Raw genomic sequence first — 17,370 nt, 5'->3', positions numbered from 1 at the left:
AGATGCCGACGCTGATGCAGATGCGGATGCCGACGCTGATGCCGACGCTGACGCCGATGCCGACGCTGACGCCGATGTTGATGCAGACGCCGATGCTGACGCCGATGCGGATGCCGATGCCGATGCAGACGCCGATGCGGACGCTGATGCGGATGCAGACGCGGATGCCGATGCAGACGCTGACGCTGACGCTGACGCTGATGCTGACGCCGATGCGGATACAGACGCCGATGCTGACGCTGACGCCGATGCAGATGCCGACGCGGATGCGGACGCCGATGCGGATGCGGACGCTGATGCAGATGCAGATGCGGACGCCGATGCGGATGCCGACGCTGATGCCGATGCAGACGCTGACGCTGATGCGGACGCCGATGCCGATGCAGACGCCGATGCCGATGCAGACGCCGATGCTGATGCTGACGCGGACGCGGATGCAGACGCCGATGTTGATGAGCCTCCGCCGCCTTCGGCTGCGGTGAATGCGTCTGGGACGGTGTGTGCGGGGGTGGGCGAACCGAACGCCCGGATCGAGATTCGCTCGGTAAACGGCGTACTGATCGGCAGCGGGATGGCTGATGCCGATGGCAGCTATGCGATCACGCTCGACCCGCCGCTCGACGATGGCGAGACGGTGCAGGTCACGCAGATAGACGCCGCAGGCAATGTATCCGCGCCGGCCCTTGCGATCGCGCCCGATCTGACTGCGCCGGTGACCCCCGATGCGACGCTGGACAGTCCAACCAGTGTGTCCGGCACAGGCGAACCAGGAGCGACGGTCACGGTGTCGGACCGCGATGGAACGGTGCTGGGCACCGCGCAAGTCGGAACCGACGGCAACTTCACTGTAGCGCTGAGCGCCCCGCAGACCGATGGCGAGACGCTGAGCGTCACCCAGCGCGACGCTGCGGGCAACGAATCCGATCCAGCGCTGCTGGTCGCCCCTGACACCACTGCGCCCGAAGCGCCGACCGCCACAATCGCGGGTGACGGGTTGACCGTCACCGGTGCGGGCGAACCGGGCGCGACCGTCCGCGTCTTTGGACCGGGCGGCGCCCTCATCGGCTCTGCCACGGTGCTGGGCGATGGCAGCTACACGATTGTCCTCGACGAAGCGCAGACCAATGGGCAGATGTTGACGGCGATCCAGACAGATAATGCGGGCAATGCATCCGACCCGGTCGGGCTGACCGCGCCCGATCTGGATGCGCCCCTTGCGCCGGTGGCGGCGATCACGCCGGATGGCGCGATCCTGTCGGGCACGGGCGAGATCGGCGCCACCATCGAAGTGCGCGATGCGGACGGGACGCTGATCGGCACTGATACGGTCCAGCCGAATGGCAGCTACAGCATCACCCTGACGCCGCCCCTCATCGACGGCGAAAGCGTGACCGTCATCCAGATCGACGCGGCCGGCAATGGGTCCGATCCCGCCCCCATCGTCGCGCCCGACCTGACCGCGCCGGAAGCGCCGACGGGCCTAATCGCGGCCGATGGCGGATCGATCAGCGGGACCGGTGAAATCGGCGCGACCGTCCGGGTGCGCGACGCAAGCGGCGCGGTGATCGGTACGGCTACGGTCGATAGCGACGGCAATTATCGCGTCGATTTCGATCCTGCGCTGACCGATGGGGAAGCGCTGAGCGTCACCCAGAGCGACGCGGCCGGCAATGTGTCGCCCGACATCGACCTGATCGCGCCAGACTTCACCCCGCCGCCTGCGCCGTCCGCGACGATCGACGGCACCGGATCAGTGGTGACGGGCACGGTGGTGACGGGTGAGGGCGTCGCCGGATCGATCATCGAGGTTCGCGATGCGGACGGCACGCTGCTTGGCACTGCGACGGTTGACGCGCAGGGCAATTACACGGTGATGCTCGACACGCCGCAGGTGGATGGCGAAGCGCTTGCGGTGACGCAGGTGGATGGCGCGGGCAATGTGTCCAATCCCACCCCCATCGTCGCACCCGACCTGACCGCGCCGGAAGCGCCGACGGGCCTGATCGCGGCCGATGGCGGATCGATCAGCGGGACCGGTGAAATCGGCGCGACCATCCGGGTGCGCGACGCGAGCGGCGCGGTGATCGGTACGGCTACGGTCGATAGCGACGGCAATTATCGCGTCGATTTCGATCCCGCCCTGACCGATGGGGAAGCGCTGAGCGTCACCCAGAGCGACGCGGCCGGCAATGTGTCGCCCGATATAGACCTGATCGCGCCAGACTTCACCCCGCCGCCTGCGCCGTCCGCGACGATCGACGGCACCGGATCAGTGGTGACGGGCACGGTGGTGACGGGTGAGGGCGTCGCCGGATCGATCATCGAGGTTCGCGATGCGGACGGCACGCTGCTTGGCACTGCGACGGTTGACGCGCAGGGCAATTACACGGTGATGCTCGACACGCCGCAGGTGGATGGCGAAGCGCTTGCGGTGACGCAGGTGGATGGCGCGGGCAATGTGTCCAATCCCACCCCCATCGTCGCACCCGACCTGACCGCGCCGGAAGCGCCGACGGGCCTGATCGCGGCCGATGGCGGATCGATCAGCGGGACCGGTGAAATCGGCGCGACCATCCGGGTGCGCGACGCGAGCGGCGCGGTGATCGGTACGGCTACGGTCGATAGCGACGGCAATTATCGCGTCGATTTCGATCCCGCCCTGACCGATGGGGAAGCGCTGAGCGTCACCCAGAGCGACGCGGCCGGCAATGTGTCGCCCGACATCGATCTGACCGCACCCGACTTGACTGCGCCTCCGCCGCCTACAGCGACCATCGGCGCGTTGGGCGCGGTCGTGACCGGAACGGGTGTCGCGGGCGCCGACATTGAAGTGCGATCGCAAGATGGCACTTTGCTGGGCACCGCGACAGTCAACGCCCAGGGCAATTACGCAGTGACCCTGTCACCGCCGCAAGTGGACAGCGAGCCGCTGACCGTCACGCAGGTTGACGGCGCGGGCAATGTCTCCGATGCTGTCGACCTGATCGCCCCGGACCTCACGCCGCCGGCCCCGCCGACCGCCGACATCGCTGGTGATGGCGCAAGCATGAGCGGCACGGGTGAGGTCGGCGCGACAATCACCATCACGGACCCTACCGATGTCGTGATCGGCACTGCGACCGTCAATGCGGATGGCGAATGGACGGCAACGCTTACACCCGCGCAAGTGCATGGCGAACCGCTGACGGTGGTGCAGAGCGATGCCGCCGGCAATGAGTCGACGGACGTGACCGTAGTAGCGCCCGACCTTAACGGCCCGGATGCGCCCGATCCGGTAACGGCGACCATCTCCGCCGACGGTGCGGTCGTGTCCGGTTCGGGCGAGCCGCTTGCGACCGTAACGGTCACAGGCCCGGGCGGTATTCCGCTGGGCACGGCGCAGGCGGATGGTGATGGCAATTATAGCATCACCCTCGACACCCCGCAGCGGGATGGGGAAACGCTGGTCGTGGTGCAGACGGACGCGGAAGGCAACAGCTCTGTCCCGACGCTTGTCACCGCGCCGGACTTGACTGCCCCCGAAGCGCCAATAGCGATCATCGACGATAGCGGGTCTGTTGTAACTGGAACGGGCGAGGCGGGCGCAGATGTCACCGTCCGGGACGCTGGCGGAACCATCATCGGCACCGCCATGGTGGATGGCCAGGGCAATTACGCCGTCACTTTGAACCCCGCGCAAAATGACGGATCGACGCTGAGCGTCACGCAGACAGACGCCGCAGGCAATGAATCCGACGCGATGATGGTGCCCACGCCCGACTTGGTCGCGCCTGACGCGCCAACAGGGATGGTATCAGCGGATGGCAGCGCGGTGACGGGCAGCGGCGAAGCGGGCGCGACGATCAGCGTTACCGACGCCGCCGGCAATGTGCTGGGCACGGATATAGTGGATGGCAATGGCAACTACAGCGTCGCAATCACGCCCCCGCTGATCGATGGCGAGCCGTTGACAGTGGCGCAGACCGATGCAGCCGGCAACGCTTCGCCCTCCATCGGCCTGGTCGCGCCCGATCTTACCGCGCCTGATGCCCCGACCGGAACCGTCACGCCCGATGGCAGCGCGGTGACGGGCATGGGCGAGGCCGGTGCGACGATCAGCGTTACCGATGCCGAAGGATTGGTGCTGGGCACCGCTACGGTCGGCGTAAATGGCGCCTTCGTGGTCATGCTGAGCACCGCGCAAGTGAACGGCGAGACGCTGAGCCTGGTCCAGACTGACGGGGCGGGCAACGCGTCGATCGCGGTCGATTTGTTCGCGCCCGACATCACACCACCTGCGGCGCCGGCCGGCACCATTACACCCGATGGCGCAGTGGTAAACGGCAGCGGCGAGCCGGGCGCCATTATCCAGATCACCGATGCCGCCGGCACGGTGCTTGGAACGGCGACGGTCGCCGGCAATGGCAGCTTCAGCGTGACGCTGGACGTTCCGCAGACCAATGGCGAGGCGTTGACGCTGGTGCAGACCGATGGAGCGGGCAATGAGTCGCCGCAGGTGCCGATCACGGCGCCCGACATCACCGCGCCCGACGCCCCGACCGGGACCGTTTCTTCCGACGGCATGGTCATCACCGGCACAGGCGAGGCGGGTGCGACGATCGAGGTTACGGACCCGGACGGCGCCGTCATCGGCACCGCGACGGTCGGCGCCAATGGTACCTATATTGCCGCGCTGGCGAGCCCCCAGGTCAACGGCGAAACGCTAGGGATCGTTCAGACCGACGCGGCCGGCAACATGTCCGACGATGTCGATGTCATCGCCCCTGACATCACCGCACCCGATGCGCCGACTGGCGTGGTCAATGGTGACGGCACGGTGGTGGATGGCACGGGCGAGCCTGGCGCTACCATCCGCATTACCGACCCCGAAGGCGTCGTGATTGGCACGGCCACGGTCGCGGCCAACGGCACCTATAGCGCGACGCTGACGCCGCCGCAGATCAATGGCGAGACACTGGGCGTCGTGCAGGCGGACGCGAGCGGGAATGCGTCGCCATCCGTTTCGACCATCGCACCGGATCTGACGGCGCCGGCTGCGCCCACCGGGACCGTCACATCCGACGGCACGGTCGTGACCGGCACCGGGGAGGCGGGCGCTACCATCCGCATTACCGATCCCGAAGGCATGGTGATCGGCACAGCCACGGTGGCGGCGAACGGCACCTACAGCGCCGCGCTGACAACGCCGCAGGTCAATGGCGAGATGCTGGGCATTACCCAGGCGGATGATGCCGGCAATGTCTCGCTTCCGACGACGGCAGTCGCACCCGACATCACGGCGCCAGCCGCGCCGACGGGCAGTGTATCGGCGACCGGCGTGATCGTCACCGGCACAGGCGAGGCGGGCGCGACAATCCGCATCACCAGCGCAACCGGCCAGTTGCTGGCGACCGCCATTGTCGCGGCCAATGGCAGCTACAGCGCCACGCTGTCGACGCCGCAGGTCGATGGCGAGAGCTTGACCCTGGTGCAGGCGGACGCGGCGGGCAATATTTCGCCACCGGTGCCGTTGACCGCGCCCGATATCACTGCGCCCGACGCGCCGACAGCGGCGATCGCCGCCAATGGCGGCTCCGTCACTGGCACGGGCGAAGCGGGCGCAACGGTCACGGTCCGCGACGCTGAGGGCATGATCCTGGGCACTGGCATTGTTGCTGCGGGCGGTAGCTATACCGTCACGCTCAGCCCGGCGCAGCGCAATGGCGAGGCGCTATCGGTCACGCAGACGGATGGCGCGGGTAACGAATCCGGCGACGTGCCGCTGACCGCGCCTGACCTGACCGCGCCTGACACCCCGACCGCGATCGTGTCAGCAAATGGCGCGACCGTCACGGGAACGGGCGAAGCGGGCGCGACCATCACCATCACCAACGAGGCCGGCGTCATCATCGGCACTGCGCTGGTGGCGGCCAATGGCAGCTACACCGTCATCCTGACCACGCCGCAGGCCAACGGCCAGACCATCGACGTCATCCAGACGGATGCGGCCGGCAATGTGTCGCCCGAAATCAGCATCGACGCGCCCGACATCACGGCGCCGCCGGCGCCAGCCAATCTGGCAATCGACGACAGCGGCACCGTGGTGACCGGTGTCGGCGAGGCCGGCGCGACTGTGGAGGTGCGCGACGGCACCGGGACGCTGATCGGGACGGGCGTGGTCGCGGCCAACGGGTCTTTCCTCGTCACCCTGTCGAACCCGCAAATCGGCGGCGAGGATCTGACGGTGACGCAGACCGACCTGGCCGGTAACCAGTCCGACCCCGGACTAGTGGGCGCGCCATTCGACATCGCCGCTTTCGACAACAGCACCATCGCGCTGGTCGATCTGCTGCCGGTGACGACCCCGGTCAATCATGGCAATGCCAGCTATGTGGCGCTGGTCTCGCTGGATGTTCTCGACCTCGATGCGCAGGTGCTGAGTACGCCCAGCGTCGGCTTTACCGTAGCGGACGGCCACAGCCTGAACGCGGTCTTCACCTATGACGCCACGCTGAGCATCGGCGTTCTGAGCGGGTACAGCGTTGCCGTGCAGCAGTGGAACGGGTCGCAATGGGTCGCGGTCGACGGCGGCGGCGGTGCTTCCCTGCTTGAGCTGACGTTGCTGAACGGCAATCTGGTCAGCACAGAGGCGCTTGGGCCAGGGCAATATCGCGCTTTCGTGACGTTCAATGACGTTCTGGGCGTGGGCTTGCTGGGGTCGCTGAACGTATCGGGGACCGATGCGGATTTCACCGACGTGGGCAGCATTGTCCCGCAGCAGATCGAAGGCAATGTCATTACCGATGCCGGCCCGACAGGCCAGGTCGATATCGTCAGCCCCCAAACGGAAATACAGAGCGTCACCGTGAACGGCGTGACCACGGCGGTGACCGCCGATGGCACGGTGGTGAACGGAGCGTTCGGCCGGCTGACCATCGATCTGGACGGAAGCTATAGCTACACGCCATTGGCCAGTGCAGCCGCGATCGGCAAGACGGATGTGTTCCAATATACGCTGATCGATCGCAGCGACGGGGAGACGGAAACGGCCAACCTGTCAATCGCGATCGGCAGCGACGACATCACCGCCGCCCCGATCGCCAATGACGACAGCGCCACGGCCGGGGCCCAATATCGCAATGTCGTGGAAACGGTGCCGAACAGTCAGGAATTTGCGTTCAATACGCCGATCCTGAGCACGAGGTCGGGCAATGACGGTTTCTCTGTGGCGGCGAACAGCGAAGCGGACATTACCATCACGGTGATCCGCGGCGGCACGATCGCCTTGCTACCGACCTACACCATCACGGTTCGCAACGGCGCCGGGCAGGTGGTCGACAGCTATACGGGAACCACGGTTGCCGGGCTGCCGCTTGGATCGGGCATCAGCCACACATTCGAGGATCTGCCATCTGGCAACTATACCTACACGGTGTCGAGCACCAATCTTCTGGGCACGGCCTATAGCTCGACGGTGTATATCAGCCAGTCGATCACGCATCTGGACCAGTTCGAGGTCGCAGGCGTCACCGGCACGCAGGGCGACCTGCTTGCCAACGATGTCACAGGCACTGACTTCCCGGTGGTGAAGGTGGGCACCGGCAGCGGTTTCGTCGAAGTCGGCGATACCCCCGTCACGGTCCAGGGTAGTTACGGCACGTTGACGGTGACCGAAACCGGCGATTACAGCTACACGCCGCGCGGCACCATCCCTTATTCAACGGTCGATCTGGTCGACAGCTTCACCTATCAGATCGTCCAGCCCAACGGCGTCACATCGACCGCCACGCTGAACGTCACCATCGATGTCGACACGGGCGTGGCCGGGGGCGCGATATTGGCCGAACCGAGCAGCCTAATGATGGAAGAGGCGGTCCTGGCCAGTGACGAGAGCATGGTCGTGCGGAGCGCTTCGCCCGAAGCCGAGGCGTCGATGGAGGACGACGCGATGGCGCGCCTGTCCAGCGCGGACCTCATCATGGCGGCGACCCAGACGGAAACTGGCGAGATCGATCCGGGCGATCGGCCCCTCCTGTCCGATGCCGACGCGGCCGCATCCATGCCATCCGATGACATACTCGGCGAACTCGCCTATGAAATGTTTGAGGGACAAGGCCAGCTTGAAGATGTGCTGACTGCCTATCTTGACCGTCAGCCGATGCCGGAACAGGTCGCACTGGCCGCGCCAGTCGGTGAAGGGTCGCCTCATCCAGACGATCTATCGTCGATAGATGTGCCGCAGGATCCGCTCGCCTATCTGGCGCAACCGGAAGATTTGGAGAAGCATACAGCCAATAGCACCTCCCAAATATGACAGTGTTTGATAACATAAATCATAGAATTTGGATGACAATGGTGGCAAATCATTAGCTTATCGGTAATCTGTGTCGGGCATGCTGTTCATCACTGGATGAGGATGTGACCGACATGGGAACTTGGTTCCATAGCGGCAAAGCCTGTCTCGTAGCGACGGGCAGCTGGATGTTCTTCACCGCTGCTGCGCCCGTCGGCCCGGCAGCGCCCCAGGCCGCCCCTCTGACGCTGGAAGCGGCGGCGCGCGAGGCCATCGCCTGGCATCCCGCGTTGACCCAGGCCGCTGGTGAACTCAACGCGCGTGAAACAGAAGTGGATGTCGCGCGCGCAGGCTATTCGCCGCAAATCAGCGCAGGGCTGGCGACCGGGCTGGACAGCCGGTTGACGGCAGACTGGCGGCCCCGTCCGCAGATCAACGCATCGCAGATGCTTTTCGATTTCGGGAAGGTGTCAAGCGCGGTGGATCTGGCGCGGGCGGGAACGCGCGTGGGCGAGGCGCAAATGCTGCTGGCGATCGACCAGCTGGTCCGCGACACCGGCTATGCGCTGATCGAGGTGCAGCGCGGCGAGGCGCTGCACGCCGTCGCGCTTGAGCAGCTGGAACGGGTGCGGGCGATCAGCGAGCTGGTCGGAAATCGCGTCACCATGGGCGCCGCCACCAAGTCGGACCGGTTGCAAGCGCTTGCGCGCGTCGAAGCGGCGGTCGCGACATTATCGCAGGTGGAGGCAGCGCGCCGCCGCTGGTCGAGCAATCTGGCCTATCTGTTGGGACGTACCAAACCGCCCGACGAGGTAGCGGAAAATGCGCCTGGCTGGTTGATGTTGGCGTGTCGGCAGCCGCCCCCCGATTGGGGACAGGTGCCCGCCGTGATGGTGGCAGAGGCGCAACGGGAAGAGGCGTCGGCCGACCTCAAGCGCCGCCGCGCGGACCAGATGCCAACCGTATCGATCGGCGGAACTGGCACGATCGACGTGTCTGATCCCTTTTCCGATCGCCGCAGTGCCTATTCACTGGGCCTTAACGTGACCGGCAATGTCTTTGGCGGCGGTATCAGCAAGGCGCGGGTGCGCGGCGCGACCTTTGCCTTAGAGGCTGCCGACGCCGCCGCCGAGCGCGCGCGCAACGAAGCCGAGCAGCGGCTGGCCGAGGCCCAGCAGCAGATCGACAGCCTCAACGCCCTCCTGCAGACGCTAGCGTCGCGCCAGGACAATATGGACGAAACGGGCAAGCTCTATCGCATGCAGTATCTGCAGATGGGAACTCGGACGCTGGTCGACCTGCTGAACGCCGAGCAGGAATTCCAGCAGGTCCGGTTCGAGGCGGTCAACAGCGCCCATGATCTGCGTCGGCTGCAACTGGACTGCCTTTATAATTCCGGACGCACCCGCGCAGCCTTTCACCTGAGCGGCACCGTCGTGCGCGGGGTAACGTTGTGAAGATGACGCCGCCGATCAGTCCGGCCGACGCCACGCCAGTCGATAGCTGGCTGGACATGCTGCAGCAGGTCGCGCGCCATTATGGGCTGCCCAACAGCGGACAGGTCGCCAAGCTCACAGGCCTGTGGGCGGGACTGGACGGAGAACAGGCCCGGGTACGCGGCATGGCCCGGGCGCTGGGCCTGTCGGTGCGTTTTCGTCCGGTGGGCGGACGCGAGCCGCTGACAGGGTGGCGCTTGCCGATGATCGTGCGGATGGCGGATGGCGCGTTGGCCCTGGTCACGGCGATCGGAGAGGATGGCGAGGCGACACTGACGCTGTCGGGGGAAGCGGGACTGATGGCCCACCGCCCGATAGCCGACATTGCGCGCGAAGCGTCCATGGTCGTGATCGCCCGGCCGGCGCGCGCGGCTCCGGACATGCGGGTGGACCCCTATATCCATAAGCAGGAGGAGAATTGGCTGCGCCGCATATTGTGGCAGGACAGCCGATCCTATGTGCATGTGATGGTGGCATCGTGCATCGCCAATCTGCTGGGGTTGGCGGGCGTCATTTTTTCCATGCAGGTCTATGATCGCGTGGTCCCGGCCGAATCCTATCCCACGCTCTACATCCTGGCGTTCGGCGTCGCGCTGGCGATCGGGTTCGATTTCCTGCTTCGGCGGTTGCGCATGAACATCGTCGATGTGCTCGGCAAGCGGGCAGACCTGCGCATGTCGGACAGGGTGTTCGGCCATGCGCTTCACGTCCGCAACCGCGCGCGGCCGACATCGACGGGCACATTCATAGCGCAATTGCGCGATCTGGACCAAGTGCGCGACCTGCTGACCTCCACCACCGTGGCGGCGATGGCTGATCTGCCCTTCTTCCTGATTTTTCTGGTGATCCTCTGGTCGATCGGCGGGCCATTGGTGCTGGTGCCGATCGGCGCGCTGATCCTGCTGATCCTGCCCGGCTTGCTGGCCCAGCGGAAATTGCGGGTCTACGCCACCGCATCGATGCGAGAATCGTCGCTGCGCAACGCCATGCTGGTAGAAGCCGTGCAGGGCATCGAAGACATCAAGTCGCTACAGGCGGAGGAGCGGTTTCGTCAGCACTGGAACCGGTACAATGCCGAAGCAGGAGAGGCGCAGCTGAAACTGCGCGGCCTTACCAACAGTCTGACCGTATGGACGCAGAATGTGCAAAATGGCGTTTACGCCGGCATCGTGTGCGTGGGCGCACCGATGGTGATCGCCGGGGACATCACGACGGGCGCCCTGGTGGCTTCATCTATCCTGGGATCGCGGATGATGGCGCCCATGTCGCAAGTGACGGCGCTGCTCAGCCGGTTTCAGCAGTCGCGGGTTGCAATGGGCAGCCTCAACCAGATCATGCGCCTGCCGGTGGATCGGCCCGAAGCCGAACATCGCATCTCCGTCGATGCGATAAAGGGCAGCTTCAGTGTCCGCAGCGGCGTTTTCACCTACGCGGATCCCAACAGCCCGCCGGCGTTGACCATCGATGCGCTGGAAATCGGCGCAGGGGATAAGATCGCGCTGCTGGGTCGCAACGGCGCGGGCAAGTCGACGCTGCTGCAAGCCCTGTCCGGCATGTTGCCGCCAGTGTCGGGAGAAATGCTGATAGACAATCTGGCGATGCACCATGTGGACCCTGCGGACCTGCGCCGGGACGTCGCCTTCCTGTCGCAAAACAGCCGCCTGTTCCACGGCAGCATCCGCGAAAATCTGACGCTGGGGGCGCCCGATGCGTCCAATGAGGAAATCGTGTCGATGCTGGCGATGTCCGGCGCCCTCCAGTTCGTGCGCCGCCTGCGCAGCGGTCTGGAGCATGTCGTTCTGGAAGGCGGGCAGGGGCTTTCGGGCGGGCAGGTGCAGTCGCTGCTCCTGGCTCGCATGTTGCTGCGCCATCCGCGCGTGGCCCTGCTGGATGAGCCGACTGCCGCCATGGACGAGGTGTCGGAGCGCAATTTCATCGACGGCCTGAAGGGGTGGGCCGAGGGGCGGACACTGGTGGTGGCGACGCACAGGATGCGCGTGCTGGAACTGGTGGACCGGGTGATCGTGATCGACAATGGCGCCATCCTGCTGGACCAGCCGCGCGATGCAGCGCTGCGCACCATGCAGGCCAACCGGGCGAGGGTGGCATGACCAGCACGGTGATGGACGATGACTGGCAGTTCGACGATGAAGGGCGTGGCCGCATCAGGAGTGCGCGGCGGCTGGTCTGGCTGCTCGCGGCGCTGTTCCTCGTCGCCTTTTGCTGGGCCTGGTTCGCCCGGCTGGACGAGGTGGCCAGTGGCAGCGGCCGGGTTGTGCCCACCAGCCGCGAACAGGTGATCCAGTCGCTGGAAGGCGGGATATTGGCCAAACTAATGGTCCGGCAGGACGATATCGTGCACCCTGGCCAGATCGTGGCGCAGCTCGATCCGACCCAGGCGGGATCGACAGTGGAGGAAAGCGCCGCGAAATATCGCGCAGCGCTTGCCAGCGCGGCGCGGCTGCGGGCGGAGGTGACAGGTTCGGCGATCGACTTTCCAGCCGAACTCGATGACTATCCGGACCTCAAATCGGCGGAAAGCCGGTTGTATCATGACCGGCGCAGCAGCCTTGCCAGTTCCGAACGACTAATCGACGAATCGCTCGCCCTCATCAGCAAAGAGGTCAAGATCGGTGAATCCCTGATCGAGGTGGGGGCGGCCAGCAATGTCGAGGTGCTGCGGTTGAAGCGTCAGCGCGCCGAGCTGGCGCTCAAGAAGGCGGACCTTCGATCGCAATATCTGGTCGAGGCGCAGCAGGAACTTGCCAAGGTCAGCGAAGAAGTGGAAGCGCTCGGGCCGGTGGTGCGTGGTCGGTCCGACACGTTGGAGCGGTTGACCATCCGATCGCCCGTGCGCGGAGTCGTGAAGAGCATCGAGGTATCGACCATCGGCGGCGTGATCGCGCCCAACGGCGAAATCATGCAGATCGTGCCGCTGGACGACCAATTGTTGATCGAAGCGCGCATTTCGCCGCGCGATATCGCGTTCATCCACCCGAACCAGCGCGCGACGGTCAAGATCACCGCCTATGACTATTCCATCTATGGCGGGCTGAATGGCGTCGTTTCGAGCATTTCGCCCGACACGATACGGGACGAGGTCAATCCAGACATATATTATTATCGCGTATTCGTGCGGACCAATTCCGTCGCGCTTGTCAACAAGGCGGGCAAGCGCTTCCCGATCGTGCCGGGCATGATCGCGACTGTCGACATCCACACTGGCAGCAAGACCGTGATGCAATATCTGATGAAGCCGCTCAACCGGGCGCGCGAAGGGCTGCGCGAGCGATGAGGCCGACGCTGACGGACAGGCTGGCGGCAATCGGCGATCGGCTGGCGCATATCGACCCGATCATGATCGACGGGACGCCGGGCGTCGTGCTGTTCCTGTCCTACACCGACGGCGAAACGCGTGCGCGCACGCTCCGCTTCGCCGGCCCGAACGCGCAAAGCTGCTGGGCGGCCGCCGAGACTGTGCTGAAGCGGGCGGCGCCTGAAGGCTGCTGGCTGCGCGTCGACTGGGTGCGGGCGGTAGAGCAGATCGACTGGGGCGACCTGCGCGCGCGCCTTGGGCGGACGAAGCGCAATTATTTCCGCCTGGGCATCGCACTGGACGGACGTCTGGAGCGCGCCTTCCTGGAGACGGAGATCAACGCCAATGCCATGCTCTATGGCGGCAAGGGGCATCCCACCGCGACCCTGAACGAGGCGAATTTCCGGCGCTATGCACGGATCCGCCATGGCGTCGACCCGCTCGATTTCAGCGATGACGCGCCGGTATGGCTGTTTTCGACGGCCGGCCTGTTCCAAGGAGAAAATGGCGTCATTCATGCCATCCGGCAGCAGGGACGCAATGCCGGGCGCCGGACTGTCGAGCAATTGGATCCCGAACTGCTCCAGCAGATGATCGCCGACGGCAGCGCCTATCTGGCGTCGCAGGTGAGAGAGGATGGGCGCTTCCATTATGGCTGGCATCCCTGTTTTGACAGGCCAATCGTCGCCTATAACAGCCTGCGCCATGCCAGCACGCTCTACGCCATGCTGGAAAGCTGGGAGGTGACGCGTGCGCCGGACGTGCTTGCAGCGATCGAGCGCGGACTGGGCTATCTTGAGCGCGCACTGATCCGGGAGGTCGCCCTGCCCGACGGCTCACCGGCCGCGTTTCTGATCGACGCGGGCGAGGAGATAAAGCTGGGCGGCAATGCGGTCTGCGTGCTGGCGCTCGTGAAGTATAGCGAGTTGTTCGCATCCGACCGATATCGCCCGCTGCTCGATCGGCTGGCGCAAGGAATAGCATATATGCAGGATGCGGCCAGCGGCGGCTTCGTCCATATCCTCCAATATCCAACCTTGCGCGTAAAGCAGCCCTTCCGCATCATCTATTATGACGGCGAAGCGGCATTCGGGCTGATGCGGCTCTACGGGTTGACCAAGGATCCGCGCTGGCTGGCGGTGGCGACCCGTGCAGTCAGGCACTTCATCGCGGCCGGTCATGCCGCGGCCCACGATCATTGGCTCGGCTATTGCGCCAATGAACTTACCCGCCATTGCCCCGAAGAAGCATGGTTCCGCTTTGGCCTGGACAATGTCCGGGACTATCTGGATTTTGTCGAATATCGGATCACGACCTTCCCGACGCTGCTGGAATTGATGATGGCGGCGCAGGGGATGATCGATCGGTTGGCCCAGGATCCTGAACATCGCCATCTGCTGGACGATTTCGATCGCGAGCGGTTCGACAGGGCGCTACACGCGCGCGCCCATTACCTGCTCAACGGCCATTTCTGGCCGGAACTGGCGATGTTTTTCGCCAACCCGCGCCGAATCGTTGGCAGCTTTTTCATTCGCCATCACGCCTTTCGCGTGCGGATCGACGATGTCGAACATTATCTGTCGGGGCTGGTCGCCTATCGCCAGCATCTGCTGCGCCAGCGCACGGCAGATGCCAACGAGATCGGCTGGACCGCGCACAATGTAGCGCGCGCAACGGGCGGGACATGGGTTCGGTCTCCGCCCGAAGATTGGCGAGCGACAGGCTTGTGCATCTATCGTCCGAGCCTTCAGGACGGCGATATGGTCGTGATGCGCGGAGAGGAGGACGCCGAGCGTGGCATCCCACCGCGCCAGGTTAACCGGGTAAAACCACAAGCTCGGGGCATCATTACCAGCGCGCCGCAGGCATTTGCCGATGCAGAATTGCCGGTTTTGTCGGTGCGCGACAATGGCGACGCGGTGCTGGCTCTAGGTCGCTACGCTCGGTCGATGATGCGCGGCAAGTTGATCGGCGTCACCGGGAGCGCCGGCAAGACGACGATGGTCGCGATGCTGGCGCAGGCTCTGCGGCCATGGGGAAAGGTCGGTACAAGCCGGCTTAACGCCAACCTGCCACATGGCATCGGCTGGAACCTGGCCTCGATCGCCTGGGATACGCCGCATGTCGTCATGGAGTTGGCGATCGGGCGCATGAAACAGAATGCAGCGCTGGCGCGGCCGGACGTCGCCGTCTTTACCAACATCGCAGCCGCGCATCTGGAATTTCATCATGACCTCGCGACGGTGGCGCGCCGCAAGAGCGCGATTTTTGAAGGGATGGCTGCCGGCGCGACGGCCATCCTCAATGCCGACATGGCGGAACTGGCGCGGGTGCGCGCTCTGGCACTGGCGCGCGGATTGAGCATAGTGAGCTATGGTGAGGCCCCCCAAGCCGACATCCGCCTGATCAGCCGTAAGGGCAACTTTCTGGAAGCCGAGACGCCTTCGGGACGCATGGGCTATCATCTGGCCGCGCCCGGCCGGCACATGGCGGTCAACAGCCTGGCGGTACTGGCCACGCTGCATGCGCTGTCGCTCGAACCCGATCGCGGAATGAGCGCGCTAGAAGATTTCCGGCCGCTCGCCGGCCGCGGAGACGTGGCGGCGCTGTGCGTTCAAGGCAAGCGCATCCTGCTGATTGACGAGGCGTATAATGCGAACCCGGCATCGATGGCCGCCGCGCTGGAATTGCTGGGCGCGCAGGCCGGCGGCCGTCGCGTGGCAATATTGGGTGAGATGCTGGAACTGGGCCCGGGGGCGGAGGGCTATCATGCCGATCTGGCTCCGCTCGCCACGGGCCTTTCCATTGATGTCGTCCATGCCGTGGGGCCTCTTTACGCGCGCTTCTGCGCCGACCTGCCGCCCCGCCACCGTGGCATCCATGCACCGGATCTCGCGACGCTGCACGCCAGCTGGCCAGAGCTGATCCGCGATGGAGACATTGTGCTTGTCAAAGGATCCCACGGTAGCGGCGTTCATGAGATTGTTCAAGCCATCCAGGCGGAGGCTGATACCATCGCGATGCCGCGTTCGCCGGCATTGCTGGCGTCATGAAACCAAGTTTTTCAAGGAATTGACATATTCTTAACTACTCATCTTCAAGCTCGACCCTGCTCCACGAGAACATAATGCAAGGAATTCTGCATGGGCTCGCGTGATTACAGCATGGCCAAGCGGGGGAACGGCACCAAGCCGAGCCGGTCCTTGGTGGCGCTGGCGCGGCAAACCCAGCAGGCGCGGATCAATTGCTCGCAACATTTTCCCAAGCACGTGTTCCGCGATGCAGCCTGGGACATCATGCTGGAATTGTTCATCGTCGCCGAGGAAGGACGCAATATGTGCGTCAAGGAAACCATGGCCGTATCCGGAGAAAGCGCGACCAGCACCCTGCGCCGTATCGAGGGGCTGGAGGAGGCCCGACTTGTTGCGCGACGCTACGACCCGATTGATCATCGCCGCGTCATCGTCGAACTGAGCGAGAATGGGCGTCAAGCGATGATCGCCTTCCTCGTGCATTTGTTCGAAGCAGGCGAGGCGGCATCCGAGCAGGGAGGGACGACGAAACCTGTATCGTTCATCCCGATGGCGAACAATCGACAGAGAGGGCTTGGCGAGATGGAGTAAGAAAGCAAACACTTCGACATCGCCCTATATCGTTACGCCGTCTGGCCGCGGCGCGTCAGGATGCGAAGAGATCCCCCTGGCGGGCGGGCGCGTTCGTCCTGGGTGGGCCAGGCCGGCTGGAGACCAGTGCTCTGGCGCGTCCGGTCAATGTGTAGACCGCCTGACGCTGGGCGCCGCGATTGAGATGGTCCACGCGATAGCCCTGATAGTGTCGCTTGAGCAATCCGGCCTTTACCAGTTCCGATGCTGCCCGACTCAAATTGGTCTTTCCTGAAGCGCGCACGCGCACCTGTACTTCATCGTGAACCAATTTTGCGTCCGCTTCTGTGTCTCCGAGGATCTGACCGTTGGCCCGCAACTCTTCCCGCACGCGTTCGATCAATGCCAACCGGCGCGGATCACGCTGGCCCATTGGTGTCAATGCGTCACACAACCAGTCGCGCAAAGGCACGAGGCCGTCTTCGACCCGCACCAACGGTCCTGCGCTGCCATCGGGCCGCGCCACATCGGCGATCAGCGTCAGCAGCATGAAGGCATAACGCGGGCGTGAGCAGCAATGAGCCAATTGGTCGAGCAACAGCGAAATGTCGCTGCCGCCCACCATGCGGGACGGGACGGATGCGTGAAACATATCGTGAATCAAGCACAAAGCTATGCAGATGG

8 protein-coding genes are annotated in these 17,370 nt (G+C 64.7%); 7 read left to right on the top strand and 1 reads right to left on the bottom strand.

What is annotated here, in order from left to right; all coding sequences use genetic code 11:
- From LL253_RS14755 to LL253_RS14725, 7 genes are all read left to right on the top strand, one after another.
- Positions 1-482, top strand: a 482-nt coding sequence (locus LL253_RS14755) for a hypothetical protein (protein WP_228227673.1), incomplete at its 5' end; no start/stop codon positions are given.
- Positions 483-508: 26 nt separating this feature from the next.
- Positions 509-8,293 carry a BapA/Bap/LapF family large adhesin gene (locus tag LL253_RS19940; protein WP_323133418.1) on the top strand — a complete coding sequence of 2,595 codons (7,785 nt, stop codon included), beginning with the start codon at positions 509-511 and terminating at the stop codon, positions 8,291-8,293.
- Between the two features lie 113 nt (positions 8,294-8,406).
- Positions 8,407-9,729, top strand: coding sequence for a TolC family protein (locus LL253_RS14745; protein WP_228227671.1), 1,323 nt, complete (start codon positions 8,407-8,409; stop codon positions 9,727-9,729).
- A gap of 2 nt (positions 9,730-9,731) precedes the next feature.
- Complete coding sequence (locus LL253_RS14740; protein ID WP_228227680.1) at positions 9,732-11,879, top strand: type I secretion system permease/ATPase; 2,148 nt, start codon at positions 9,732-9,734, stop codon at positions 11,877-11,879.
- Entirely contained in the window at positions 11,876-13,063 is a 1,188-nt protein-coding gene (locus LL253_RS14735) for an HlyD family efflux transporter periplasmic adaptor subunit (RefSeq protein WP_009823613.1), read from the top strand. Before LL253_RS14740 ends, LL253_RS14735 begins: the two co-directional genes overlap by 4 nt.
- Positions 13,060-16,137: a UDP-N-acetylmuramoyl-tripeptide--D-alanyl-D-alanine ligase gene (locus tag LL253_RS14730; RefSeq protein ID WP_228227670.1), complete on the top strand. Its 3,078-nt coding sequence runs from the start codon at positions 13,060-13,062 to the stop codon at positions 16,135-16,137. Before LL253_RS14735 ends, LL253_RS14730 begins: the two co-directional genes overlap by 4 nt.
- Before the next feature lie 90 nt (positions 16,138-16,227).
- A complete protein-coding gene (locus LL253_RS14725) occupies positions 16,228-16,707 on the top strand; it encodes a helix-turn-helix domain-containing protein (RefSeq protein ID WP_228227669.1) in 480 nt (159 codons plus the stop codon).
- 55 nt (positions 16,708-16,762) lie between these two features.
- Here LL253_RS14725 and LL253_RS14720 read toward each other — a convergent pair whose 3' ends face one another.
- Positions 16,763-17,338, bottom strand: coding sequence for a hypothetical protein (locus LL253_RS14720; RefSeq protein ID WP_228227668.1), 576 nt, complete (start codon positions 17,336-17,338; stop codon positions 16,763-16,765).
- Between the last annotated feature and the right edge of the window lie 32 nt (positions 17,339-17,370).

This window comes from Sphingobium soli (genome assembly GCF_020782245.1).
GTDB classification, from domain to species: domain Bacteria; phylum Pseudomonadota; class Alphaproteobacteria; order Sphingomonadales; family Sphingomonadaceae; genus Sphingobium; species Sphingobium soli.
The sequence above is the reverse complement of the archived record's forward strand: the minus strand, read 5'-3'. Positions and strand labels throughout refer to the sequence as shown.